The following is a 25,572-nucleotide window of genomic DNA, read 5'->3' as shown; positions in this document are numbered from 1 at the left end:
GCCCTGGCGTCGGACTGCCGTCGGCGGGCCTGGACGTCACGCTGCGGTGGGGACGGCGCGCCCTCGCGCTGACGGCCGCACCCGGGACCGTACCGGCACCCGTATCCGCACCCGGGCTCTCCGTCCCCGGTGTCCCCGATGTCCCCGACCTCCCGGACGTCCTCCACGTCCTCGACGAGCACTTCGCCGTGGACGCCGATACGTGCGCTGACCGGCGGTCGGCGGCCTGCGCGGACGTGGTGGCGGCGAGCCTGCCCCGGCCGGAGGGCGAGGCACGGCGCCGGCTGGAGGGCCTGCTCGCCGACCACCCGGGCGCCGCCCTCCGCGCGGTGGCCCTGGCGGGCGGCGGATGGGCAGTCGCCTGCGCCGGCCTCCCGCCTGGCCTGACCGTCGGCCGGGGTACGGGCCGGGGTGGCGCCTGGCAGCACCATCGGCTGGTCCCGTCCTGCCTGCACGCCTACCTGGTGGCGGGCGGTTCACCCGGCCGCCTCGCGAACGCGGACCTGGCCGTCACGGGACGTCCCGCTCCGGGGCGGCCTGGGCGCCCTCCCCTGAGCCCGCCTCCGACCCCGCCTCCGCCCACAGCTCGTCCACGCGAGCCCGCACCCGGCGGGCGTCCGCCGGGCTGGTGATCTCGTAGCAGGCAAGCGCCCGCGTCAACAGGTCCACCGCACGGGGGTGGTCGGCGTTCTCGCGGGCGCTGTCGCCGAGCATTTCCAGTGCTCGGCCCTGCCAGTGCGTCGCGCCGGAGGCGGCGAAGACGGCGAGCGCCTCCGCCATCAGGGCCGCGCCGCCCTCGTGGTCGCCGCCCAGCGCGCGGGCCCGGCCGAGGAAGGCGAGGGCGCGGGAGGCGTCGTGCGGGTCGTTCACCGCCACGAGCGCCTCCCGCGCCTGGGCGAAGTGGGCCGCGGCCTCGTCGGGCCGGCCGTCCGCCAGGGCCAGTTCGCCGAGTACGGTACGGGCCAGCGCCGCGCCGCGCGGGTAGCCGCAGGCCTCCCACACCGTGATGGCCTGCCGTAGATACGGCACGGCGGCGTCGGGCCGGCCGGCCTCCCGGTGGCAGCGGCCGATGCCGAGCAGCGCCTGGCCTTCGTCCCGGCTGTCGCCCGCGGCTCTGGCGGCCCGCAGTGCCTCCTCGTAGCGGGCGGCGGCGTCGTCGAAGCGGCGGGCCGCGTTCAGGCCGATGGCGCCGGAGGTGAGCATCTGCCGTTCCGCCCGCGGGTTTCCGTCGCTGCGGGCGGCGGCGAGCCCGATGTCGTAGGCCTCGATCCACAGGTCGTAGTGGCGCAGGCGGAGGAACAACGGCCACATGGCGTTGGCGAGTTGCCAGACCAGGGCGTACCAGCCGCGGTCGGCGGCCTGCCGCATCGCGGCCATGAGGTCGAGGCGGTGGGCGTCCAGCCACCGGACGGCGCCGGGGTCGTCGGCGAAGGGCGGCGGCAGGTCGGGCGGGTAGGCGTAGTCGCGGGGCAGCATCAACTGGGTCGGCGTCAGCCGCTGTTCGGCGGCGGTCGTGGTGTGCAGGAGCCAGTCGCAGAGGCGCCGCAGGGTCACCTCCGGGCTGCCGTCCCCGGTGTCCGCCGCGCCCAGGCCGTGGGCGTGCACGCGGACCAGGTCGTGGAAGCGGTAGGTGTCGGGGCCGCCGACCTCCACCAGGTTCGCCTCCACGAGTACGTCGAGGCGGTGCGCGGCCCAGCGCGGGGATCTGGCGCAGGCGGCCGCCGCGGTCAGGGTGTCGAAGGCGGTCAGCAGCGGGAGTTGGCCCAGCCGCCGGTAGAGGAGTGCCGCCTCGGCGTCGAGCACCGCGTAGGACGCGTCCAGGGCCTTGCCCACGGTGACCTCCCCTTCGACGTCGAGTGCCGCGAGCCCGTCCGCGTCGGGCGCCAGCGCCTCGGCGAGTGCCGCGACGGGCTGCTGCGGGCGGGAAGCCAGCCGCGCGGACGCCAGGCACACGGCGAGGGGCAGGCCCGCGCACAGGTCCACCAAACGCTGCGCGTCGGCGAGTTCGCCGGCCACGCGGTCCGCGCCGATACCGAGGGCGAGCAGTTCGACCCCGTCGGCGGCGTCGATGCCCTGGAGATGGTGGAAGTCGGCGCCGTCCAGGGCGAGTCCGGTCAGCCGCCGGCGGCTGGTCACCACGGCGACGCTGCCGGGGCCCGCGGGCAGCAGGGGGCGTATCTGCGCTGCCGTGAAGGCGTTGTCGAGCAGGACCGCCACCTTCAGGCCCGCCGTCTGCGACCGCCACTCGGCCGTCTGCTCCGCCAGGTCGGCGGGTACCGAGGTCGCGCCGAACGCGCGCAGGAAGCGTCCCAGGACCTCGCCCGGCGCCGCAGGCCCCTGCTCGGTGTGGCCGCGCAGGTCGGCGTAGAGCTGGCCGCCGGGGAAGTCGGCGGTGCGGCCGCTGAGCCAGCGGGAGACCAGGGTGGTCTTGCCGATGCCGGCCGGCCCGTTGACCACGATCAGCGGTACGGCGGCGGCCGCCGGGCCGCCCTGTCGCGCCGGCGGGCGTGCCAGCAGCCGGTCCAGGGCCGCGAGATCGGCGGCGCGGTTGGTGAAATGGCCGGGGACGGGCGGAAGTTGCCGGGGCACGGGTCTGGGCGGGGCGTAGACGTGGACGCCGCCGTGCACATCCCTGGCCTGGATGGTGAAGCCGGTCAGCTGCGCGTCTCCCGAGATGCTGTTGTGGTGCACGCCGTGCGGTGAACCGTCCATCTGCGCCCCCTTGTCCGGCCCGCGCACCTCGAACATCCACATGCCGTGCGCATATGCCAAGGTCATCTTCGTCTGCACGAATCGCACGTTCACGCCTTGACGGCCGCAATCCGGCCAGGCCGTTCTCCCTCCCTGGTAGCCGAACGCATGCTCATGTCATGCTCATCATCAGGGACGGGGCCAGCGGGGAGGGGAGCGCTGGTGGAAATCCGGTTACTGGGGCCGGTGTCGTTACGGGTGGGCGGCGAACGCCTGGACGTCGGCTCGCTGAAGGAGCGGACGGTCCTGGCCGCTCTCGCGCTGGACGTCGGACGTCCCGTCGCGCTGCACAGCCTGGTGGGCCGGCTGTGGGACGGCGAACCGCCCGCGCACGCGCGGGAGAACGCCCACACCTACATCTCCCGGCTGCGGGGCCGATTGCTCCGAGCCGGCACCGCCCCGCACGCCCCGCGGATCGTCAGCCGCTCGCACACCTACACCCTCGAAGCCGACCCGGAAGCCGTCGACTGGCACCGCTACCAGCGCCTGGTGAATGCCGCCGCCGGCACCGCGGAGGACGAGCGCGCGGCCGAAGTCTTCCGGCGGGCGGAGGAATTGTGGGAGGGCGAGGCCCTCAGCGGATTGCCGGGCCTGTGGGCCGAGACCGTACGCGGGACACTCGCCGAGCGCCGCCTCGCGGCCGCGGTCTCCCGCACCGCCGTCGACCTGCGCCTCGGCCGCTTCCGGGAACTCGCCCCCGAGCTTGCCGCGTTGACAGCCCAGCACCCCGACGACGAGACCCTGCTGGGCCATCTCACGCTCGCCTACTACGGCAGCGGGCGCTACGCCGACGCGCTGCGGGTGTACGAGAGGGCGCGGCGGGTGCTGATGGCGGAGTACGGCGCCCGCCCGGGACCCGCCCTGGAACGTCTCCACATGGGTGTGCTCAACCACGTCCCCGTGGCCGACCTCGTACACACGGCCGCCGCCGCTTCCGCCCCGGTGGCGTCGGGGACGCCGCTGCGGGCCACCCTGCTGCCCCGCCCGGAAGCCGCCGGGGACCACGCACCGCGGAATCTGCCCGGCCAGCCGCCGCTCATCGGCCGCTACGAGGAACTGCGCACCCTCACCGACTCCTTCGCCACCGCGGTGGACGGCCCGGTCGTCGCCCTGGAATCCGTCAGCGGCATGGGCGGCATCGGCAAGACGGCCGTGGCCGTCCACACGGCCGCCCGGCTCGCCGACCGCTACCCGGATTCGCAGCTCTACCTGGACCTGCGCGCCCACTCCGCGCTCCAGGAGCCGCTGACTCCCGCCGAGGCCCTCACCGCCCTGCTGCGGCTGCTCGGGACGCCGTCCGACAACATCCCGGTCGACGTGGACGAATTGGCCGAATTATGGCGCTCGATGCTGACCCGGCGCCGGGCCGTCATCGTCCTGGACGACGTCGTGGACGCGGACCAGGTCCGCCCGCTGCTCCCGCACGACACCGCGTCGCTGGTGATATTGACCAGCCGCCGCCACATCACCGGCCTGCCGGCGGCCCGTTGCGTGCGACTGGACGTGCTGCCGCAAGCGGACGCGGTCGCGCTCTTCCGCCGGTTCGCCGGGGAGGACCGCACCCGGGACCTCGATGCGGTCGGCCGCGTCGTGGACCTGCTGGGCAGGCTGCCGCTCGCCCTTGAGCTGATCGCCAGCCGGTTCCAGGCGCGCGGCGTCTGGACGCTCGCCACCGTGCAGGACCGCCTGACCCGCCCCGGGCGCCTCAACGAAATCCACGACACCGCGGACCGGGACCTCACCCGTATCTTCGACCTCAGCTATCGCACGCTCACCAAAGCGCAACGCCAGGCATTCCGCCGGCTCAGCCTCCACCCGGGACCGGACATCACCATTCCGGTCGCCGCCGCAATCCTGAATACCTCGCCGGACGCGGCCGAACGCGTCATGGAAGGCCTGCTGGCGTACGCACTCCTGCGCGAGACCGTTCCCGACCGGTGCACCTACCACGATCTTCTCCACGAGTACGCCCACCATCTGGTCACCGCGGAGGACGACGAGCACCTTCGCGGCCAGATCGCCCTCCGCTTGATCACCTTCTACGTCCAGGCTGTCGGCCAGGCCGACCGGACGGCCTATCCGCGCAGGTTGCGCGGGGCCGTTCCCGCGGCCAACTACCCGGCGGGCATTCCGACATGGCCCGACGCCGAGTCCGCCGCGGCCTGGCTGGCGAGCGAGCGCGAGAACATCCTGTCCGTCGAGCGCTTCGCCGTGGCCCAGGGCCACCCCGACCTCGCCGCCCGGCTCGCCTTCGGCGTCGCCGGCTTCCTCAACGCCGAGTGCTACTGGCAGCACACCGTCGACGTGCTGCAACGGGCCGTCGCCCACTGGTCGGAGCACGGCGCGCGACCGGACCTGTGCCGGGCGCTGCTCGGCCTGTCGGACGCGCTCGCGAACACGGGCCGGTACGAGGGCGCGGCCGACGCCTGCCGGCGCGCGCTCGACATCGCCCGCGCGACGGGCGACACCGCGGCCGAGGCGGAGGCGCTCTGTGCGGTCGGCGCGCTCCAGTGGCACCGCGGCGAACTGACGATCGCCCTTGACCATTTCCAGCGGGCCTTCACCCTGAAAGCAGCGTCGGGAGACGTGTGGTTCCTTTCCCGGCTGCACAACAACATCGGCGTGGCCCGGCTCCATCTCGGCGAGAACGACCTCGCTCTCGAACATTTCCAGAAAGCGCGCGCCGGCTTCGTGGAAACCGCCGACGAAAGGCGGGCGGCGGGCGCCCTGGTGAATATCGGAAATTGGCTGTCGCGCACCGGAAATCTCACAGAGGCGAGCGACGCTTTCGAGGAGGCCATCGTCCGCCTGGGAAATTCCGGGCACCGGCACGAACAGGCCATCGCGCAGGGCAGCCTCGCCGATGTCCTCACCGAAATCGGAGACACCGGGAGGTCTCTCGAATTGTGCCGCGCCGCGCTCCCGGTCTTCCGTTCGCTGGCCGACAGGAAGGGCCAGGCGGACACGCTCATCAGCATGGGCGTGGCGCACGGGAAGCACGGCGAGCCGGCGGCGGCCGTCGGCTGCCTCACCGAAGCCCTCCAGGTCGCACGGGACATCGGCGCGGCACACCAGGTCGCGGAGGCCCTGCGGGGCCTGGGCAGGATCGACTTCGACGCGGGCCGGCTCGCCGCCGCCGCGGAACACCTCTCCGCTGCCGTGGCGACGGCCACGAGAATACGCGACCTGGACGAAGTCGTGGAGGCGCAGATTCTCCTGGCGGAAGTCCATCTCGCGTCCGGCGCCCCGCGCACGGCTTATACGTTGCTGCGCCACGCATTCGAGGCGGCACAGGCCCAGGGACACCGCGAGAGCGCGGCCATCAGGCGCCGCCTGGCGGAACTGAAGGACGGCCTGACGGACTGACCCCGGCCGCGGTCACAGCCGAAGTCACGTGTCAGACACATGCGCACGTGACATCTTATCGCCTCAGGTGCAGCAGAAACGATTCTTTTGCAGACCGCTTTAGGCGAAGGTAGCGTGACTCCCGCTCTGTCCCATTACATAAAAAGGACATCATGAACAAGGTGTCACAGACCATGACCGTCTCGGCCATGGCCTGCCTCGCATGGACGGCCACCGGTCACGCCGCCACAGCCATGACGGTCGACCCCACGCTCCCCACGGCGGTAAGCCTCCCGCATATGCCAATGGCACGTCAAGTGCCGCAGTCAGCGATATCGACCCCCAACTCGACTGCCGAGTACGCCACGTGGGTCCGCCCCGCCGACTACACGGCGATCACGGCACCCGTGGCGGTTTCGCCCGACCGCTGCATCATCATGGTGGTGCCGGTCTGACACGCCGCCGAGAGCCCGCACTCGGGCAGTAGGCCGGCTCACGACCCCTCTCACCCATCCGCCGGGCCCTCGCGGAGACGGCCCGGCGGGGCAGGCGGCACTATATACCTTGACAGGCATATAGCCCCGGAGGCATATTGGGCCCATGAGCACCCCGGCAGGCGACCTCATCGCAGTGCTCGCCGATACGAATCGCCGACGGATACTCGACCTCCTCAAGGACGGGGAGCGGCCCGTCGGCGAGCTGGTGGAGCGGCTGGGGCTGAGTCAGCCCGCGGTCTCCAAGCATCTGCGGACGCTGCGCGACGCGGGGCTGGTGACCGTCACCGTCGACGCCCAGCGGCGGCTGTACCGGATACGGGCCGAGCCGCTGGCCGAGTTGGACGCCTGGCTGGCCCCGTATCGGCGGCTCTGGAACGAGAGCCTCGACCGGCTCGAACGCCATCTGGAGGAAGGACCGTCATGAACGACCCCACCATCCGCGGCGACGCCACGCTGAGCACCGAGGGCGCCAAGGCCGTCGTCCGCTTCGAAAGGGTCCTGGCCAGGGCGCCGGAAGCGGTCTGGCAGGCGATCACCGATCCCGAGGAGCTGAAGGCCTGGTTCCCGTGCGGGGTGATCACCGACGCCTGGAAGCCCGGTGCCGCCATCAGCTTCCCCTTCGAGGGCGGCCCGACGCTCACCGGCGTCGTGCTGGAGGCCGACGAGCCCCACGTACTGGCTTACACCTGGGGTGACGAGACGCTGCGCTTCACCCTGACCCCCGAGTCCGACGGCCGTACGCGGCTGGTCCTCACCGACGAGCTGGAATCGCCCATCGCCGCGCGCAATGCGGCCGGTTGGCAGGTCTGCCTCGCCCGGCTCACCGGCCCGGCCCCCGCCGCCGACGCGTGGAAGGAGCACTTCGCGCGCTACACCGCCGCCTTCGAGCCGACACTCGGCCCGCAGGAAGGCCCGCCGGCGGGGTACTGAACCCCTCGCGCTCGACCGGCAGGGTCCGGCCACGACGGCGACGACCCCGTGCAGAGAGTGGCGACCCGCGGGCCCCGTCGTGGCACACTCGGGGCCGGATGTCCTACAGGGCTGTAGACGGCGGCCCCGGCAGCGGTGCCGGGACGGGACGGGGGCGCGGATGAGTGCCTGGGTGCTGTTCGCGACGGTGTTCGTGGCGTGCGCGGTGGAGGCCGTCGAGGCGCTGACCATCGTGCTGGCCGCCGGGACCAGCCGGCACTGGGGGTCGGCCTTGCAGGGCACGGGCGCGGCGCTCGTCGCACTGGCGGCCACCGTCGGTGCGCTGGGCCCGGCCATCGGGCTGATCCCGCTGGGCGGGCTGCGGTTGGCGGTCGGCGGGCTGCTGCTGGTCTTCGGCCTGCAGTGGCTGCGCAAGGCGGTACTCCGCGCGTCGGGGCGCAAGGCGCTGCACGACGAGGAGGTCCGCTACGCCGAGCAGGTCGCCGCGGCCGAGGCGGCCGGTGCGGGCGGGCGCGGGGTCGTACACGACTGGTACGCCTTCACGCTGTCCTTCAAAGGGGTCTTCCTCGAAGGGCTCGAAGTCGCCTTCATCGTGGTCACGTTCGGCACCAACCAGCGTGACGTGCCGGTCGCGGTCCTGGGCGCGGTGGCCGCGGTGGCGGTCGTCGCGGGCGTCGGCGTCGCGGTGCGGGCGCCGCTCGCCAAGGTGCCGGAGAACACGATGAAATTCGCCGTCGGCACGATGCTCACCGCCTTCGGCCTGTTCTGGTCGACCGAGGGCACAGGCGCGGACTGGCCGGGCGCGGACGTGTCCCTGCTGGTCATCGTCCCGGCCGTCGCCGCCCTCGCGGCGGGCAGCGCCGCGCTGCTGCGGCGCCACGACCCGGCGGGAGCGGCGGCATGACGCGGCGGCTGCGCGCCTTCTGCGCCTTCTGGTACGACTTCGTGGTCGGCGACGACTGGCGCATCGCGCTCGGCGTCGTCCTCGCGCTGGGCGCCACCGCGGGGTTGGTGGCGGCGGGCGTCAACGCGTGGTGGCTGCCGCCGGTGGCGGTCGTCGCGCTGCTCGCCCTGTCCCTGCGGGGTGCGACCCGGCGCTGAGCCGGGGCCGCTGTCGTCGGGGGCCGTGGGCTACGGCTTGCGGGCCACGCCCGCGTACATCGCGACCTCGGAGTCGTCCACCAGCCCCGCGGTGCCCGGCTCCGGGCGCCAGCGGTGGATCAACGTGACCCCGGGGTCGACCAGTTCGAGGCCCTCGAAGAACGGCTCGACGTCGGCCCGCGTGCTGTCGCGCACCGGGAGGCCGCGCCTGGTGTATTCGGCCGCCACCGAGCCGGCGAGCACCGGTGCGGTGTCGGAGGTGGCCGTGGTGATCGTCAGCATGCTGCCGGGCGCCAGCCGGTCGAGGTAGCCGCGCACCAGCTCGTACGCCGCCTTCGCGTCGAGCACGAACTGCAGCACCGCGATGATCGACAGCCCCACCGGCCGGTCCAGGTCCAGGGTTCCGGCCACCTCGGGCGCCTGCACAATCGTGTCCGGGTCGCCCATGTCCGCGAGCAGGTAGGAGATCCGGCCCTCGGGGGTGCCGGCCAGCCGGGTGGCGGCGTGGGTGAAGACGATCGGGTCGTTGTCGACGTAGACGACCCGGGCGGACGGGGTGACGGCCTGCACGATCTCGTGCAGGTTCGGCGAGGTCGGGATGCCGGTGCCGATGTCGAGGAACTGGTCGAGGCCCCGCTCGGCGGCGTAACGGGCCGCCCGGTGCATGAACCTGCGGTTCTCCCGCATCGAAGTCCGCAGCTGCGGCCAGCCGTTCAGCATCCGCTCGGCCGCCTCGCGGTCGGCCGGGTAGTTGTCCGTGCCGCCGAGCACGTAGTCCAGGACCCGCGCGGAATGGGCGACGCCCGTGTCGGTCACCGGCGGCTGACCGCCGCCTCCCTCGCCGTCGTCCCCGTACGCCGGGGTCAGGTCCTCGGACATGCGCGCATCCCTTTCGCCGGGGTCGGAGCCACTGCCATCCGTCGCCCCGTCACATACGCTGCACCGTACTGGGAATCGGCTCCCGCCCCGGCCGTCTCCGTACCGCAGTTGCACTGGGGGTCCGGTAGGCGGTCCCGGGTCTCCGCATTTCGTGACCCGCGGGCGAACAAGCGGGGCATACCTGGGGATTCGGCTAGCGGGTGACCCCGTCGCTCCCTACAGTGAGCACTGTTTCACTGTTTGCCCCATCCTCTCCGTCCTGGCCCGGGCACGGGAAGGAGCGCACCGTCGTGACCCACCGAGGACCAGCGCCGAGTCCTGGTCAGTTACCGGCCCCGACCCCCGAGGTGCGGGGCCGAGTCGTCGCACTCCTCGCGGCAGAGCAGGCCGCGCCGCTGGCCCTCGTGGTGGCCCCGGCCGGTTACGGCAAGTCGATACTGCTCGCCCAGCACTCCTCCGCCCACGCCGGCCAGGTCCTCACCTGGCGCCCGCACCGCGGCGCCCACGCCCCCGGCTCCCTGATCAACCGTGTCATGCGCCAACTCCTCGGCAGCGGACCCGGGCTGGGTCCCGAGGTCGCGCCATGGGAGACCGCCGGGTCCGTCGAGTCGGTCCTCGCCGCGATCGAGCAACGGCCCAACCCCGTCCTGCTCGTCGTGGACGACGCCCACCTCATCCACGGCAGCCCCGTCGAAGCGGCGCTGGAGGAAATGGCACTGCTCGCCCCCGTCAACCTCCGTATCGTGCTCGCCGGCCGCCGCCGCCCCGCCATCAACCTCGCCCGGCACGAACTGTCAGGGGCCGTCGTCGTCACCACGCGCGAACTCGCCCTGGACGCCGACGAGATCCGCGGCGTCCTGATCGCGTCCGCGCCCGGCGGCGCCGACAGCGGGCGGCTCGAAGCGCTCACCCGGCTCACCGAGGGCTGGCCCGTCGCCCTGCGGATGTGCGCCCAACTCCCCCGCCTCGCCGGGCGCGGCGCCGCCGCCCTCGCCGACACCACCCTCGCCTCCGCGGCCGTACGCGGCTACCTCGACCGGGAAGTCCTCGGGGTGCTCCCCGCCGACCTCACCCGCGGCTTCGAACGCGTCTGCCGCACATCGCCCGGCCGCTGGCTGCACGACGACGGGACCGGCACCCTCGACGAACTCGACACCGCCTACGGGCTCGTACGCCGGCGGGCCGACGGCCGCTACGACTGCGTGCCGCTGCTGCGCGAACACGTACGGCGGCGGGCCGCGCCCGTCCCCGTCGTACCGCCCGGACCCTCCCTGCCCACCCTGCTGCCACCCTCCGACAGCGGCCCGCCGCCCACACTGCACCTGCGGTGCTTCCTGCGCTTCGAAGCGACCTTCGGAGACCGGGAGTTGGACTGGCGCAGCACCAGGCCGCGGGTTCGCGCGCTGGCCCGGCTGCTCGCCGTCCACGCCGGCCAACCCGTCCACCGGGAAAGGCTGATGGCCGCGCTGTGGCCCGACAGCCCGGAACGCACCGCCGCCCGCGGCCTCCAGGTCGCCCTCTCCGCCCTGCGCACCTTCCTCGAACCCGGCGCCGACCGGGGGCGCACCCGGCTGCTCATCCGCTCCGGCGAGGCGTACATGCTCGCGCTGGCGCCCGGTGGCACCTGCGACGTGCGGCGCTTCGAGGCCGCCGTCACCACCGGGCTGCGCGCCGCCGCGCACGGCGCCGCCGGCACCGAGCAGGCCGCCGACGCGCTCGACCTCGCGCTGCGGCTCTACACCGGTGAGTTGCTTCCCGAGGACGGGCCCGCGGAGTGGGTCGTACCCCTCCGCGAGCACTACCGCTCCCTGGCGGTGCGGGCCGCCCACACCCTCGCCGAGGTCGAACTCGCCCGCGGCCGCCCCGCCGCGGCCGCCACCGCGGCGGACGCGGGCCTTTCCGTCGACCCCTTCCAGGACGCGATCTGGCGCCTCCTGATCACCGCGCACCGCGAAGCCGGTGATCCTGCTGCCGCGCATCAGGCGGCCGTGCGGCACGCCCGCGTTCTCGCGACCCTCGATGTGCCGCCGCGCGGCTTGACGGGGGTTTGACCCCCCGCCCGCGGTTCGCCGCCGTCGCGGCCTCCACGGTGCCCCTGCGGGGTCAGCGCTTGAAGAATTCGACCTCCGCCACCGCCACGTGGCGGGAAGGGGTCGGGGCGTAGGCGGATTGGAGGGTGAGGCGGATGCGGGTCACGTCGCTCACCGCCAGGTGGAAGCTCTGGGGGCCGGGGGTGTCGGTGAGGTGGAGGACGTGGGGGGTGGACGCGCCGTGGGAGTCCGTGGTCGTGACGAGCACGTCGTGCGGCCGCGCCTGCTTGAGGAACTGCTCCTCGACCGGGGAGGCCCCCGGGTGGATGACGACGTCGAGCAGCCGGAAGGGCTGGTCGAAGGTCGCTTCGAGGTATTGCCCCGCCCCGGCCCCGCCGGAGGCCGGCGCCCAGTAGCGGTCCGTCGTGCCGTCGACGGCGAGCCCGGCCGGGTGCCCGGGGGCGGAGGTCGACGCGGTGACCCTTACCGCGTGGATCTGCGACCCCTTCGCGACCCGGTCGCGCACCTTGTCCGTGGCCCCGCCGATCTGCCCGCGCAAGCCGAACGCCGCGAGCCCGAGCACGACGATGAGCGTCGGTATGAGCAGCCGCGGCCGCCGCATCCGGCGCCAGCGGCCGGGCGCGGGCCGGGTGCCCGCGGCGGGCGCCTCGCGGGGGGTGCGGGTGGTGAGGCGGCGCCACCAGGAGAGCCGGGGGGCGGCGGGCGCGTCGGCGAGTGACGTGCCGCAGCGGCGGCAGAAGCGGCGGGTCGGGACGTTGCCGGCGCCGCACTGCCCGCACACCAGCTCGCCCGGTGCGGGCGGCGGCTCCTCGGGCGCCCGGGGCGCGGGCCGCGGCGGTGGCGGTACGGGGCCGGCCGCCCGCGGCTGTACGGGGGCCACGACCGGCTCCTCCGGAGCGGCGACGACCGGAGGCGGGCTCGGCGCCGGGGCGGCCGACGCGGCAGCAACCGGCGCGGCCGGGGCCGCGGTCTCGGCCGACCAGTCCAGATACGCCCCGCAGGACCCGCAGAACTGCTCGCCACGCTCGCAGCGCTGCCCGCACGCCGTGCACTCGACCACTGGTACGCCCCTTCCCCCACCCGCACGTGCCGGGCCCATCGTCGCGACCGGGCGGGCCGCGCTGCCAGTCACGCCGGGGCAGCCGCCGGGCCACCGGACGTGCCCTTTCGGGCGAACGGGTCAGCCGGCCGGCCCCAGCACCTCCACCGTGAAGGGCACGTGGGCCGGGCGGTTGCGTGCGACCAGCGCGGTGAGCGCCCTGGTGTCGAAGGCGGCCGGTTCGGCGGTGCGGACGCGTACGGCCAGGTGGGGGGTCGCGCCGGGCGGGAGCGGGGTCAGCGCGGTGGTGGACGCCAACGCCGCCACCCCGTCGTCCACTTCCGCGGTGACGCCGAAGGCCAGCCGGATCTCCTCGGCCAGCCCGGCGCAGGTGCCGCGCACCGCGTGCGTGCCGACGGCTCCGGCGACCGCCTCGCGGCCCGCGCCCGCTTCCGCGTCGGCGCCGACCCATGCGGCGAGCAGTGCGACGAAGTCGTCGGGGGCGAGGGCGGGATCGAGGTAGGCGGGGAAGTTGTCGAGGGTGCACAGCACGGGCGCGAGGACATCGTCCAGGCCCCCGGTGATGCCCTGCATGACCAGGTCCCCGGCGTAGACGGCGGGCAGTTGCCGCCCGAGCGGATGCCGAGTCGCCAGCCCCGGCACCAACCGCCGCCCTTCCGGCCGGCTCACGGGGTGTGTCCCGGAACCAAGGCGAGCGCATCGCCCGCCGGGCGGCGCCGGGCGCCCAGCCCTGGTACGGGCAGCCCACCCCCCGCCTTCATGACGCGTTCACCCGCACCTGGTGGTCGTAGGAGAAGGCCAGTGCGCCCGGGGGGAGGTCGATGCGGTCGACGGGGTCGCCGCGGCGGCCGGTGGCCGGGTCGGCCGGGAAGAGGCGGACGGTTTCGACGAATTCGACACCCGGGACCTGTTGGAGGACGGCGAAGACCTCGCCGGACTGGACGGCGCGGCCGAAGGGCCAGCCCTTGCGGTCGGTGCCGCCGGTGAGGGGGTTGAGGTGGCGGTAGAGGGCGGTGGCGGCGGCCTGTTGGACCAGGGCGGGGGCGGACGCAGGGGTGGCGCGGAGGGTCGTGACGACGGTGACGCCCTGGTAGAAGGGCGGTTCGACCACCAGGCGGGTGCCGATGACGCGCTGCCGGTCGAGCCGTTCGCACACCCGGCTTACCAACTCCTCCGCACAAGCCAGCTGTTCGAAGGCCAGCCGTCCGGCCCCGTCGTCCTCCGCCCACGGCACCAGCAGGACGCGTACGGCGCCCGCTTCGGGGCCGGATTCGGCGGCGACGCAGCGCACCCGGGCGATCTCGGGGGCGGCCTGCCGGGCGAGGTATTCGAAGTCCTCGGCGGTGACGGCACGTTGCCGGGTGCGCAGGGCGAGAGCCCCGCGCAGCCGGGCGTTGGCGACGTCCTCGCCGTCGACTCCGCCCGAAGCCGCGCGGCGGTTGGCGGGCGGGCCGATGTAGGGGATGGAGGAGCGCAGCACCTTGAGCGCGCCGGGGGCGACATTGCCGCGCCTGCCGCCGCCGGTGAGATACGGCAGCGCCCGCACGGTGGCGCCCTGCGGCGGCACGGCTCCGTACTGCCGCAGGGTGCCGTCGGTCTGCCGGACGGCGGGGCCGAAGGCGATCTCGCCGGTGCTGCGGTCGAGCCGGAAGTGCCGGTCGCCGGCGTCTGAGCCGTCGAAGTGCTCGACCTCGGACCACTGGTGGACGCCCTGCGGGGTCGACGTCTCGACGGTGAAGGGCTCGTGGCCCGTCACGACGGGTGCCCGGGACACGGTGAAGGTCTGGCCCGGGACACCCTCGGAGCGGCCGACGACCTCGGCGGCGGCGCTCTCGGCGTGCGCGGCCGGTGCGGTGCCGCCGATGGTGAAGGCGGTCGCGGACAGCAGTTGCGGGGTGCCCGAATACGGCCGGCGCACTCCGTCCACCGGCAGCACGCGGGCCCGCAGCCAGCCGGCCCTGCGGCCGCCCTCGGCCGCCGCGATGTGCGTGTCGGGGAGGTGGACCAGGACGTCACCCGGCCGGTTGAAGCCGCCGGTGCCGTCCGCTTCGACCTCGCACGCGGTCCAGCCCTCGGCGGTCCGGGCCTCCCACACCAGCGGCGGGTGGTCGGGGTCCACGCCGTGTCCCTTGACGGGGAAGTCGAGACGCAGGGCGACCAGGCAGGACGGTGCGGCGGCCGACAGGCCGAACAGCAGGGAGTCGCCGGGCACCGGCACGTCGGAGAAGCACGGCACGCCCCGCCCGTCGGCGAGTTCGGAGGTGCGGTCCACGGCCGGCCGGCCGTCCTGACCGGCCGCGCCACCGGAGCCTGAGCCGGGCCCGGCGCCGGCTCGTACCGCGAGCGCGGCCAACTCGCACGGCACGATGAGGAGTTCGCGGGTGGTGGTGAAGACCACCGCCTCCTCGGTCGCGGTGCGCCCGGTCGCCACTTCGGTGCCCTCGCGCACCGGCACCACCGTGGTCTGCGGCGCCGACAGCTTGAAGGTGATGTCGGTGCGGGCCGCGACCGGCGGGAAGAGCCGCAGCCCGATCAGTTCGAGCAGGGCCACATGGTGCTTGTCGGGAACCCGGTTGAGCCGGTAGATGAGCTGGTCGACCATGTGCGCGAAGGTCTCGATGAGGGTGACGCCCGGGTCGGAGACGTTGTGGTCGGTCCACTGCGGATTGCGCTGCTGCACCATCCGCTTGGCCTCGTCCACCAGGTCCTGGAAGCGCCGGTCGTCCAGGTTGGGCTGCGGCAGCGCCATCACCGCTCACCGCCGCTCACCGCGGGCGCGTCGGAGCCCTGGGCCTGGTCCTCGTGGGAGGGGATCACGTAGAAGGGGAAGACCAGGTTGCGCGGGTCGTTGGTGCCGCGCACCGAGTAGCGGATGTCGATGTAGAGCTTGCCGAGGTCGGCGGTGTCGAAGCTCACCGCGACCTCGGCCAGTTCGATCCGCGGCTCCCAGCGCTCCAGCGACATCCGCACCTCGTAGGCCAGTTGGCCTGCGGTCGCGGCGTCGGCGGGCGCGAAGACGTAGTCGTGGATGGCGCAGCCGAACAGCGGGCGCATCGGGCGCTCGCCGGGCGCGGTGGCCAGGATGAGCCGGATGCTCTCCTCGATCTCGCGCCGCCCGCTGACCAGCGCGACCGCCCCCGTCGGGTCGGTGCGGGCCGGGAAGGCCCAGCCCGCGCCGATGAATTCCGCTCCCACCGGCAGCTCACCCGCCGATCAGCACGGTCATGGCGCCCATGATGACGGGGGCGCCGCAGCCGGTCAGGTCGCCCATCCGCGCGGCCGGCATGCCGCCGATCAGTACCGTCGGGCAGCCCGGCGGCAGCACCGGGGTCGGCGGGTGCACGGCCGGCGGCGGGAAGGAGCAGATGTGCAGGGTGCCGACGACGGCCGCGGGCATCCCGGCGATCAGCACGGTCGGCACTCCGGGCGCGCTGAGCACACCGGGGTGTCCGGTCGGGTCGCCGACTCTCGCTGCTGGGGGCATCGTTCCTACCGCTCCTCTTGGTCTGTTTCCCACCACTGTTCGACTTGCTGGTCCCCGCCCTCGGTGACGGGCGACGGCGGCGGCCGTACGAACGCCTCGCGCACCGCCGTCAGTTGATCTTCACCAGGGCCGCGCTGATCGACAGGGTGGCACCGCCCTTGATCTCGGTGCTCGCGCTGCCCTCGACACCCACGCTGACCCCCTTGACCGCGACCTGCCCCTGCGTCTGCAGCTGCAAGGCGCCCGTCCCGCCGTCGACTTGCACGCCGCTGCGGGCGGTGACCTTGACCGAGTCGCCGGTCAGCTCCAGCTTTCCGCTGCCCGCGTCGACGCTGACGCCCTGCTCGGCCTTCACCGTCACCTTCTCCCTCGCCTCGACCTCGACGGAACCGTCGCTGTGCAGCACGACCTTGGTGGCCTGCCGGTCCAGGTGCAGGGTGACCTTGCCGTCCCCGGTGGACAGCCGTACGCCCTGCGGTCCACCGCCCGCCGCGTCGAGCAGCTCGAAGCGGTCGCCTGAACGGTTCGCCAGGGAGCGGCGGTTGACCGCGCCGCTGGTCGGGTCGGTGAGCGGGACGTCGTGCGCGGACGGCAGGTCCCGGCCGTTGTAGAGACCGCCGATGACGTACGGCTGGTCGACGCGGCCCTGCTCGAAGCCGACGAGCACCTCGTCGCCGACCTCGGGGCCGAAGACACCGCCGCCGCCCTTGCCGCCGAGCCCCGCCGTGCGCGCCCAGTCGCTGACGTAGTCGTCGGACAGCCACGGGAAGGCCAGCCGGACCCGGCCCCGGTCCTCCGGGTCGCGGGTGTCGGTCACGGTGGCATTGACCAGCCCGCCGATCCGGTCGGCCGAGCCCGGACCGCCGCCGCGCCCCCCGCCGGACGCGAGACCGTACAGCGAGCGGTCGGAGCGCCCGCCGACCGTGATCCAGGTCGGGTAGCCGACGTCGGGGTCGAAGACATGGCGGCTCGAAGAGATCGTGTACTTCCCCTCGAATGGCGGCCCGACGTTCGACAGCGTGACCGCGGTGCCCGCCCGCAGCTTCGGGATGCCCATCGCGACCGCGTCCAACTCGGCCAGCGAGCCGGCCAGGTCGCCCGCCAGCGACCGCGCCGCCTGGTCGGCCGCGGCCTGCGTGCCGTACGGGGTGTCGGTGGCCAGGAAGACCGCCTCGCCGAACGGCTGCGCCGCCTGGCGCGGGGTGATGCCGAGCGCCAGCCGGTCGCTGCCGCCCGCGGCCGCCCGCGCCACCACCGCGGCCTTCGCCGTGACGTCCCAGCCCCGCACCTCGACCTGTGCCACCTGGTCGGCCCCGGTCACCGCGACCTGGCAGCGGAGCAGATTGCGCCCGAATTCCAGCACGTACGGGCTCGATTCGGGCCGCGTGGCCGGGCTCGGCGCCTTCGCGGCCCGCGCCGGATCGCGGAAGAGAAAGCGGCCGTCGGCCACCGACACCTCGGCGCCCGCCAGATCGGCCAGCCGGTGCAGGAACTCCCAGTCGCTGATGCCCGGTTGGGCCAGGTGCTCATAGACGGTGGCCGTCGCGTCGACCTCGCCGACCGGCAGTCCGGCTCTGCGGGCGACCTGCACGGCCACGTCCGACGCCGTCATCTGCCGGTAGCCGGCGACCCTGCGGCCGCGCAGGAAGCGGTGCGAGTGGTCGAGGCCGCGCACGACGGTGAAGGTGCCGGTGGCGTCCAGGTCCACTTCCAGCGCGGTGACCTCGCCGGACACCAGGAGCTGGCGCTGCGGGTCGTCACCGGCGGTCGCGTAGATCTTCAGCGGGGAGCCGATCGTCAGCCCGGTCTTCGCCAGCACCTGGTGGTTCGGGTCCCGGAAGCGCAGCACGAACAGGTCCGGCAGCCGCACGCTGTCGTCCACGTAGCCGGAGACCAGCAGCGCCGCGATGTCCGGCGGCAGCGGCCGGCCCGCCGCCTCCACCGTGAGCACGTTCGCGAAGGTCTCTCCGGCCATGGTCCGCTCTTCCTCGCTTCCTCGACTGGCGGTTGGGGGTGGTCAGGCGCTGATCTCGTCGGCGCCGGGCAGCAGCAGGGAGCTGCCCGGGACGAGCCGCATCGGGTCGTCCACGCCGTTCGCCTCGGCGATGTCCCGCCATGCGGCCGGGTCGCCGTACTCGCGGAAGGCCAGCATCGGCAGCGTGTCCCCGTCCACCACCCTGTGCACCCGGCGCGCGGTGAGCGCACCCGACGTCGGGTTCTGGCCGGGCAGTTGGGATGCCAGCTCCTCGATCGTGACCTGGCAGACCGCCCTGATCGGCAGCCCGCCCGCCGTGAAGAGGGTGTATTTCGCCTGCACCTGGCTGATGTAGCCGACGAAGCCGGTGAGGCTGCCCCAGTGGAAGATCACGAAGGGCGGGGTGCCCTTCTTCTTGTCCTGCGTCTGGTCGGTCGGCACGCAGCAGGAGAACAGCTGCTCGACCGTCTTCACGACCTTGTCGCTCTGCCCCTCGGTCGCGTCGAAGAACATCTCCAGCGTGAGCTTCGACGGTTCCGGCCCGGTGTATTCGGCGGGCCCGGCCCGGCTCGCCCCGCGGGCCGTCTTCCGCTCCCACTTCGCCGACTTGGCGAGCGTCAGCTCCTTGGGGTTGAACTGGAAGTCGACCCGTCCCAGTTGCGGCCCCGGCGTCCCGCTGCCGCCGTCGGCGGGCGGCTGCCGCAGCTCCAGATACGCGCGCTCCAGCTTGGGCCGCGCCCCGGCCGCCGAGCCCGCGCCTCCCGGCGCGGCGGCGGAGAAGGCGACGGGTGAGGACGGTGGCGGCATCGTACGGCTCTCCTTCGCGTCGGGACGGGGTCAAGGGGGGCGGGGTGGAGGGGTCAGTCGGTGGCGAGGAAGCCGTGGTGGGCGATCTCCAGGGTCTCGGTGGCCACTTTGGGGGTGTCGACGCTGAGCGAAGGGCCCTGCCAGCGCACCGGCACGACGTCCATCAGGCTCCAGCGGGCGACGACGGTCCCGTCCACCGTCATCGCGCTGATGTGCCCGGTCTTGCGGGTCACCCCCGACACCATGCTGGCGATCCACCGCGTCACCTTCTCGGTGTCCTTGGTCACCGGCCGGGTCAGCTTGATGTTCGAGAACTTGATACGCGACGGGAGTTGCCACACGTAGCCGTTGTTGCCACCCTCCTCGCGCTGCTCCATCACGACCTCGCAGCCCAGCCCCTCACAGCCGTTGAAGGCGCCCAGGCTGAAGTCGTCGATCTCGACGATGAAGCAGACGCTGACCGCCGGGTCGGCGTCTGCTGCGGGGGTGGCCATGGACTGCTCCTTTTCGGGTTCGGCGTCGGCTGTGTCAGTGGCGAGAGTCGAGGCGCATGCCCGCGCGTTCGCGGTCGAGCCGCAACTCGGCCCTCAACAGGCGGGTGAGCGGGGCGAGCAGGCGGCGTACCAACTCGTCGGTGTTCTCGGGCGGGGCCTGCGGCGCCGCGGGAGCGGCCGTCGTCGCGGGTGCCGCTTCCGGCGGCTGCGGTGCGGGGGCGGGTGCGGGTACGGCTTCTGGCGCCGGTGGGTCCGGCTCGCGCTGGACGGTCGGGGCGGGCGCGGGCGGCGGCGCGAAGACGTAGGACCCGTCCGCCCCGCGGGAGGCGATCCCGGCCGCGACGGCGAGGTCCCCGGCACCGGCGGTGCGCGCGGCGGCCGGTGGTGTCACGGTCTGCCCGCCGAGCCGCTGCACGAACGGCAGCGAGCCGTGGGCGGCCGGCGGCGCGACGCTCCCCGCGCCGGAGGCGCGGCCCGGTACGGTCGGCGGCCCGACGCGCTGTGCCACCGTGGCGGCACCCGGGCCGGGCATCCCGAGACGCTGAGCCACCGAGGCCGCACCCGGCCCGGACGTCCCGACAGGCTGCACCAGCGGTACGGCACCCGGCCCCTGCGCGGCGGGGACGAAGTGCGGCACGGTCGCCGGCTCTTCCGCGAGCCGCTGCACGGGCGCATCCGCCGACCCCCCGGCGGGCTGGGCGGGTTGACCGGGGCGCTTCCACACGACGGGCACGACAGGCGGCTCTTCCGCCCGCCGCTCCGGCTCACGCGGCGTCGGCGCGGCACGCAGTTCAAGCCCCCGCTCACCGAGCAGCCCGACCCGCTGGACGGTCGGCGGCCCGGCGTCGGCTTCACCGGCGACCGGCTCCGCCGCCGGGGGTACGGTCACGGGCGGCGCGGCGGACGGCACGGCCGCACTCTGTACGGACCGGACCGCCGGGCCGCCGGGAGCGAGCGGGAGGGCCGCCCGTCCATCGACAGCCGGCCGCGATACGGGCGCCCCGACAGCCGGGCCGGGCCCAGCGTCCGGCACCAGTCGCTGGACCAGCGGCGCCATGTCCCCGCCCGGGGCGTCCGCCCGGCTGCCCGGAGCGGGCAGGACAGGCATCCCGCCACCGACCGCCGGCCGCTGGACGAGCGGCACCGCGTCACCCACCAGCGGCGCCACCACCTCACCGTTCGCCGGCGGCGGCAGGTCCCCACCCGGGGCGTCCACTCGGCCGTCCGTAGGAGACGGATAAGCCGTCCCGCCCTCCACGACCTGCCGCTGGACGGGCGGCGCCACCACCCCACCGGACGGCAACGGCGGTACGTCCCCGCCCGGAGCGGACGCGAAGGCTCGCACGGGCCCCGCCACCGCACCGCCATCGGAGAACGGCACCGGCTCGACAGCCTCCGCACCCTTCGCGACCTGCCGCTGGACCAGCAGCACCGCGTCGCCCACCAGCGGCGCCACCACCTCACCGGGCAGGGGCGGGGATACGTCGCCGCCGGGCGCCTCGGGCGCGGCCGCAGCAGTGGGCGGCACCGCGGACAGCGGCTCGCCCACGAAGCCGGGTCGCGGGGTCGGGCCCTCGGGGCGTACGCGCTGGACGACGGGCGGCGCCGACGGGAGCGGCGCCCCGAGTCCGAGCGGCCGGGCGGGCGCGGGAGAGGAGTCCGGGGCCGGGGAAGGCGCGGGCGGCGGGGAGGGCGCGGACGTCGGCGCCTCACCGCCCGGCCTCAACGGCGGCGACCCACCGACCAGCGGCGCCACCACCGACCGCTGTACGGGGGCTGCTTGCGGCTCAGCGGCAGGTCCCACCGCCACCGGCAGCACCTCCGGCCCGGCAGCAGGACCGACGACTACCGACTCCGGCGGGCTCGCAGCAGGCTCCGGCCCCTGCGGGGCCTCCTCCGGTGCCTCCGGCACCGACGCCGTCACCGGCACCAGCGCCCGTACCGGCAGGTCGAGGTCCACCAACCGGGCTGCGGTCAACCGCGGTTCCGGCGCGCTCGGCCGTACGGGCGTCGGTGCCGCGCGTGGTGCGAACGACGTCACCGCCGGATCGAGCGGCGGCGCCACAGGTGGCGCGACCTCGGCAACGCCCGAGATGAGCCCGGCCGGGGCGGTCGGTGTCACCGCGTGGCCCAACTCGCCGCTCAGCGAGGGGTTCTGCCATGTGCCGAGCCCGGCGGCGAACGCCTCGGGCGCGGAGATCAGCTCGGGCGTGCCGAAGGTCAGCCGCTGGACGGCCAGTCCGCGCCACTCCCCCCGCGGGGGCACCGGCGCGGGAACAGGTGCGGGGCCCGCGGCAGGACGAACCGCATCCGCCGACGCGGGCGTTGGCACTCCCTCGGCGACCCCTCGCTTCCCCCACCGCCCGAACACCGGTCATCGCCCCCCGGCGAGCTGGTTGAGCCGGGCGATCTGGGCGACGTAGCGTCGCCGTTCCGCGTGCTCCAGGTCGAGGATCGCGTCGAGCGGCCAGTGGAAGTGGTAGGCGACGTACGCGACGTCCTCGTACAGGTGGTCGGTCGCGTACGTCACGATTCCCCCAGGCGCTCACCCGCCAGGTCGACCGCGAAGGCGGTGGCGCAGGAGGGGCAGGTCACCTCGGCGCGGGTGTGGCCCTCGGCGTTGATGCGGCGGTAGAAGTCCTGGAGGAAGGCGAGGTCGGAGGCGAACATGTCCTCGATCACCCCGGCATGGACCTCTCGCAGGGTGCCGAGCCGCACCACGACCCGGCCGAGCAGCACCACGGAGAGGTACGCCGGGTTCTCGCGGACGCGGTCGTCACGCAGCGGTACGAGTTCGTCGCGGGCGGTGGACAGCCGCATTACGCCGTCGCGGTGGACGTGGCCCGCGTCGTCCACGTATCCGCGGGGCAGCCGGAAGGCGAACTCGGTCCGCATGACCTCGGGTTCGGCTGCCGAGGCGGCGGCGATGTCCCCGGCCGCCGCCTCCGCGAGGTCCACGTCCGGTGGGGCGGTCATCTGGCGGCGCATCAGTGCCTCACGCAACGTCCATGGACTCGTAGGTCAGGACGACCTTCTCCGTGAGCACACTGGTGTCGCCCGCCTTGAGCGAGCCGATCTCCAGGCTCTTGGGCCAGGCGTTGACGAGCGTGTAGCGCTTGATCGCGTTGCCCTCGTAGTCGAAGACGATGATCGCGCCGCCCTTGCGGGAGTCGGCCATCTTGCCGAAGCGGGAGTCCTTGATCCACTTCTCGAAGCTCTGGTCGGAGGTGAGTCCGCGGGTCAGCGTGACCTCGCCGGCCTTGGGGCGGCCCGGCAGCTTCTTGATGACGTACTTGCCGTCGTTGGTGTTCTGCTTCAGCTCGATGACGTCCTGCTCCATCTTCAGGCCGGTCACCTCGGTGATCTGCTTGATGACGACGCCGTCGAACTCCAGGCCGAAGGAGTGGCCTACCGAGGTGTCGAGGTCGGGGAGTGCCATGAACGCCTACCTGCCTTCCGTGTAACCGGGTTTGCCGTCACTCGCCGCGGACTGCCGCCGCGCTGTCACTCGTTGACGAGACTGGTCCCGCCGGAGAACTGGGCGAGCCGGAAGATCACGAACTCGGCCGGCTTGACCGGCGCGATGCCGACCTCGCAGACCACTTCGCCGGCGTCGATGCCTTCGGCGGGGTTGGTCTCGCGGTCGCACTTGACGTAGAACGCCTCGTCGGGGGTGAGGCCGAAGAGCGCGCCCTTGCGCCACTCGTTGACCAGGAACGCCGAGATCGTGCGGCGGATACGGGCCCACAGCGCGTCGTCGTTCGGCTCGAAGACCACCCACTGGGTGCCGAGCAGGATCGACTCCTCCAGGTAGTTGAAGAGCCGGCGCACGTTGAGGTAGCGCCAGGCGTCGTCGCTGGAGAGGGTCCGCGCACCCCACACCCGGATGCCGCGGCCGGGGAAGGCGCGGATGCAGTTCACGCCGATCGGGTTGAGCAGGTCGTTCTCGCCCTTGGTGAGTTGGACGGCCAACTCCACCGCGCCGCGCACCACTTCGTTGGCCGGCGCCTTGTGCACCCCGCGGGTGTCGTCGTTGCGCGCCCACACCCCGGCCATCGCGCCGCTCGGGGGGACGAAGCGGTTCCGGCCGGTGGAGGGGTCGGCGACCTTGACCCACGGGTAGTACAGCGCCGCGTACTTGGAGTCGTAGCCCGCGCCGGTGAGGCGCCAGTCCTTGACCTCCTGCGGGCTGAGGCCGGGCGGCGGGTCGATGATCGCCACCCGGTTGCCCATGAGTTCGCAGTGGGCGATCATCGCCAGCTGCACGGCCTTGAGCCCCTCGGCGTCCAACGCGCCCTGCTCGTACGCGCTCATGAGGTCCGGGACCGCGAGCATGGTGACCTCGTCGACCGCCTCAAGGCCCGCGAAGCCGGTGCGGTCGGCCGGATCGCCCACGTATTCCGCCGGGGTGAGCGTGGCGGGCACCACCGCGCCGGCCGACGGGGGCGGCAGCGCCACCGTCTGGTTGTCGGGGCGGGCCACCGTCGCCGTGCCGCTGGGCTCCTCGACCACGATCAGCCGGGACTTCTCACGCACGACGGAGACCACGTACGTACGCTGGCTGCGCTTGGCCGAGACCTCGAAGGTCTCCTCGGTCTGCTCGCCGCGCCGCACCACCAGCGTGAACGTGTCCTCCGCCGCGCCCTCGCCGCCGGCGTCCGCGACCTCGACGGTCAGGCCCTCGCCACTGCCCTCGACCGCCGCCACCTGGAAGCCGCCGAGCGCTGCCCGCGGCCCGGCGGGGAGCGGCGCGGCCGACTTGCCACGGGACTTGGCGGACCTGGCGGGCGCGGCCCCGCTGTCGGCGTCGTCGGCGGGCTCGCCGATCCGCACGACGTAGCAGGTCCCGCCGCCGTTGAGGAAGTAGGCGTAGACGGCGTGCGCGAGATACGCCCCGTCCACGAAGTCGCCGAAAGTCCGGGTGAACTGGCTCCAGTTCGTCACCAGCGTCGCCGCGTTGTACGGACCGTCCGCGGCGAGGCCGACGAAGGCGGCGACGGCCGTCCCGACGCCCTCGATGGGCCGCGACCCGGCCTCGACCTCTTCGACATAGACGCCCGGCGACTTGTACGACGGCATCCTCGGTCCTCCCCTGGGACAGCACTGGCCCGCCCAAGCGTGCCGCCCGCCTCCGGCGCGGGGCACGGCCTCCCGGACGGCCCGGGGGGAACCCGAGCGTGCCCCTTCGGGCAGGCCGACGCCGTGCCGCCGAGGTCACTCAGGCAGCGGCTCCTCCTCGACGGGCTCCTCCTCGCGCTGCACCACCCGCGCGGCCGTCGCCGACGCCTCCTGCTCGAAGCGGTCCGACGGATCGCTGACCCGCACACCGCCGCCGGCGTCCGTACCGTCCACGGGTCCGCTGCGCTGCTGCACGACATGCGTCAGCTCGTGCGCCAGCGTCGTACGTCCCTGGTGGGAGCCGGGGTCGTACGCGTCCCGCTGGAAGACGACGTGCGAACCCACCGTGTACGCGTGGGCGTTGACCGACTGCGCGGACTCGTGCGCGGCGCTGTCCGTATGGATGCGGACGTCGCCGAAGTCCTGCCCGAGGCGGGCCTCCATGTCCCCGCGGACCTCGGGCTCCAGCGGCCTGCCGCCGCTCCCGACCACGTCGTGGACCGGGCTCTCGTCCTCGGCCAGGGCCGTCACCGCGCCATTGCCCAGCGCGCGTTGGAGCCGCAGCATGCCGCCTGCGCCCAGTACGTCCGTGCGGCCGCTCGCGGCCGCCTTCATCAGCAGCGCGTCCGGGACGGCCGCCTCCGCCTGGCGCGGCGCCGCGAACTCGCCTTCTGCCTGCTGCTCGTGCTCGTGCCCGCGCATCCGCGTGCCCCCTCGCTCCGCCTGGCTCCCACGTTCCCACCCCCCACCCGCACCCGACCACCCCACCCGGGGCACCCCTCCCCGCCCCTTCGGGCACCACCCCCTGCGGGGTGCCTTCGCCTTTCCCACGGTGCCGCTGGGTGGGCGGCTGGTCGCTCCGTTCTCCCCCAGAGCTTCGCGTGGGGGTACCCCCAGGCGCCCCTGGGTGATTGCCCCTTGCGGTGGCGTTGCTTTCTTCCCCGCCTCTCCGGCGGGCGCGCAGTTCCCCGCGCGCCTGAAAAACCAGGGGCGAAGGCCGGACGTAAGAGGACGCAGGCCAAAAGGGGCGCGGGGAACTGCGCGCCCCGCCACAGCGGACCGCACCTGTGAACGCAACAG

General features: G+C 73.8%; 23 protein-coding genes. 7 read left to right on the top strand and 16 right to left on the bottom strand.

Annotation, left to right across the window (positions count from 1 at the left end; genetic code table 11):
- Positions 1-510 precede the first annotated feature (510 nt).
- Positions 511-2,712: a tetratricopeptide repeat protein gene (locus OG900_23340; protein ID WUH95884.1), complete on the bottom strand. Its 2,202-nt coding sequence runs from the start codon at positions 2,710-2,712 to the stop codon at positions 511-513.
- Between the two features lie 201 nt (positions 2,713-2,913).
- On the opposite strand from OG900_23340, the gene OG900_23335 reads away from it, so the two are divergent.
- The 6 genes from OG900_23335 to OG900_23310 all read left to right on the top strand — a co-directional run bounded on the left by OG900_23335 (position 2,914) and on the right by OG900_23310 (position 8,624).
- Positions 2,914-6,117, top strand: a complete 3,204-nt coding sequence (locus OG900_23335) for a tetratricopeptide repeat protein (GenBank protein ID WUH92753.1) — start codon at positions 2,914-2,916, stop codon at positions 6,115-6,117.
- Positions 6,118-6,269: 152 nt separating this feature from the next.
- The gene (locus OG900_23330; GenBank protein ID WUH92752.1) at positions 6,270-6,551 is read left to right on the top strand and encodes a hypothetical protein; all 282 of its coding nucleotides are present in this window, start codon (positions 6,270-6,272) and stop codon (positions 6,549-6,551) included.
- 145 nt (positions 6,552-6,696) lie between these two features.
- Positions 6,697-7,017, top strand: a complete 321-nt coding sequence (locus OG900_23325; protein WUH92751.1) for a metalloregulator ArsR/SmtB family transcription factor — start codon at positions 6,697-6,699, stop codon at positions 7,015-7,017.
- Entirely contained in the window at positions 7,014-7,523 is a 510-nt protein-coding gene (locus tag OG900_23320; GenBank protein WUH92750.1) for an SRPBCC domain-containing protein, read from the top strand. The genes OG900_23325 and OG900_23320 overlap by 4 nt, the downstream gene beginning before the upstream one ends.
- A gap of 160 nt (positions 7,524-7,683) precedes the next feature.
- On the top strand, positions 7,684-8,427 hold the full coding sequence (locus OG900_23315) for a hypothetical protein (protein WUH92749.1): 744 nt from the start codon (positions 7,684-7,686) through the stop codon (positions 8,425-8,427).
- A complete protein-coding gene (locus OG900_23310) occupies positions 8,424-8,624 on the top strand; it encodes a hypothetical protein (GenBank protein ID WUH92748.1) in 201 nt (66 codons plus the stop codon). The genes OG900_23315 and OG900_23310 overlap by 4 nt, the downstream gene beginning before the upstream one ends.
- A gap of 30 nt (positions 8,625-8,654) precedes the next feature.
- Here the strand turns inward: OG900_23310 and OG900_23305 are convergent, their stop codons facing one another.
- A complete protein-coding gene (locus tag OG900_23305) occupies positions 8,655-9,503 on the bottom strand; it encodes an SAM-dependent methyltransferase (protein WUH92747.1) in 849 nt (282 codons plus the stop codon).
- Between the two features lie 290 nt (positions 9,504-9,793).
- On the opposite strand from OG900_23305, the gene OG900_23300 reads away from it, so the two are divergent.
- Entirely contained in the window at positions 9,794-11,554 is a 1,761-nt protein-coding gene (locus tag OG900_23300; GenBank protein WUH92746.1) for a winged helix-turn-helix domain-containing protein, read from the top strand.
- A gap of 52 nt (positions 11,555-11,606) precedes the next feature.
- Here OG900_23300 and OG900_23295 read toward each other — a convergent pair whose 3' ends face one another.
- From OG900_23295 to OG900_23230, 14 genes are all read right to left on the bottom strand, one after another.
- On the bottom strand, positions 11,607-12,614 hold the full coding sequence (locus tag OG900_23295; GenBank protein WUH92745.1) for a zinc ribbon domain-containing protein: 1,008 nt from the start codon (positions 12,612-12,614) through the stop codon (positions 11,607-11,609).
- 120 nt (positions 12,615-12,734) lie between these two features.
- Complete coding sequence (locus OG900_23290) at positions 12,735-13,283, bottom strand: phage tail protein (protein ID WUH92744.1); 549 nt, start codon at positions 13,281-13,283, stop codon at positions 12,735-12,737.
- A gap of 88 nt (positions 13,284-13,371) precedes the next feature.
- Positions 13,372-15,363, bottom strand: a complete 1,992-nt coding sequence (locus OG900_23285) for a putative baseplate assembly protein (protein WUH92743.1) — start codon at positions 15,361-15,363, stop codon at positions 13,372-13,374.
- Positions 15,363-15,809, bottom strand: coding sequence for a GPW/gp25 family protein (locus OG900_23280; protein WUH92742.1), 447 nt, complete (start codon positions 15,807-15,809; stop codon positions 15,363-15,365). The genes OG900_23285 and OG900_23280 overlap by 1 nt, the downstream gene beginning before the upstream one ends.
- Positions 15,810-15,816: 7 nt before the next feature.
- The gene (locus OG900_23275; protein ID WUH92741.1) at positions 15,817-16,098 is read right to left on the bottom strand and encodes a PAAR domain-containing protein; all 282 of its coding nucleotides are present in this window, start codon (positions 16,096-16,098) and stop codon (positions 15,817-15,819) included.
- A 109-nt stretch (positions 16,099-16,207) separates the two neighbouring features.
- Entirely contained in the window at positions 16,208-18,073 is a 1,866-nt protein-coding gene (locus OG900_23270; protein ID WUH92740.1) for a VgrG-related protein, read from the bottom strand.
- A gap of 42 nt (positions 18,074-18,115) precedes the next feature.
- Positions 18,116-18,880 carry a LysM peptidoglycan-binding domain-containing protein gene (locus tag OG900_23265; GenBank protein ID WUH92739.1) on the bottom strand — a complete coding sequence of 255 codons (765 nt, stop codon included), beginning with the start codon at positions 18,878-18,880 and terminating at the stop codon, positions 18,116-18,118.
- Between the two features lie 53 nt (positions 18,881-18,933).
- A complete protein-coding gene (locus OG900_23260) occupies positions 18,934-19,374 on the bottom strand; it encodes a phage tail protein (protein WUH92738.1) in 441 nt (146 codons plus the stop codon).
- Between the two features lie 34 nt (positions 19,375-19,408).
- Positions 19,409-21,640 (bottom strand): hypothetical protein, encoded by a 2,232-nt coding sequence (locus tag OG900_23255; GenBank protein ID WUH92737.1) that lies wholly within the window; start codon positions 21,638-21,640, stop codon positions 19,409-19,411.
- Positions 21,641-21,748: 108 nt separating this feature from the next.
- Positions 21,749-21,904 carry a hypothetical protein gene (locus OG900_23250; GenBank protein WUH92736.1) on the bottom strand — a complete coding sequence of 52 codons (156 nt, stop codon included), beginning with the start codon at positions 21,902-21,904 and terminating at the stop codon, positions 21,749-21,751.
- Positions 21,901-22,362: a hypothetical protein gene (locus OG900_23245; GenBank protein WUH92735.1), complete on the bottom strand. Its 462-nt coding sequence runs from the start codon at positions 22,360-22,362 to the stop codon at positions 21,901-21,903. The genes OG900_23250 and OG900_23245 overlap by 4 nt, the downstream gene beginning before the upstream one ends.
- Before the next feature lie 7 nt (positions 22,363-22,369).
- The gene (locus OG900_23240) at positions 22,370-22,813 is read right to left on the bottom strand and encodes a phage tail protein (protein ID WUH92734.1); all 444 of its coding nucleotides are present in this window, start codon (positions 22,811-22,813) and stop codon (positions 22,370-22,372) included.
- Between the two features lie 65 nt (positions 22,814-22,878).
- Positions 22,879-24,453, bottom strand: a complete 1,575-nt coding sequence (locus tag OG900_23235; GenBank protein ID WUH92733.1) for a phage tail sheath subtilisin-like domain-containing protein — start codon at positions 24,451-24,453, stop codon at positions 22,879-22,881.
- 135 nt (positions 24,454-24,588) lie between these two features.
- The gene (locus OG900_23230; protein ID WUH92732.1) at positions 24,589-25,194 is read right to left on the bottom strand and encodes a DUF4157 domain-containing protein; all 606 of its coding nucleotides are present in this window, start codon (positions 25,192-25,194) and stop codon (positions 24,589-24,591) included.
- Positions 25,195-25,572: the final 378 nt, after the last annotated feature.

Origin of the sequence: Streptomyces sp. NBC_00433, assembly GCA_036015235.1 — a bacterium.
GTDB lineage: Bacteria > Actinomycetota > Actinomycetes > Streptomycetales > Streptomycetaceae > Actinacidiphila.
This window is presented reverse-complemented; position numbering and strand designations above follow the sequence as displayed.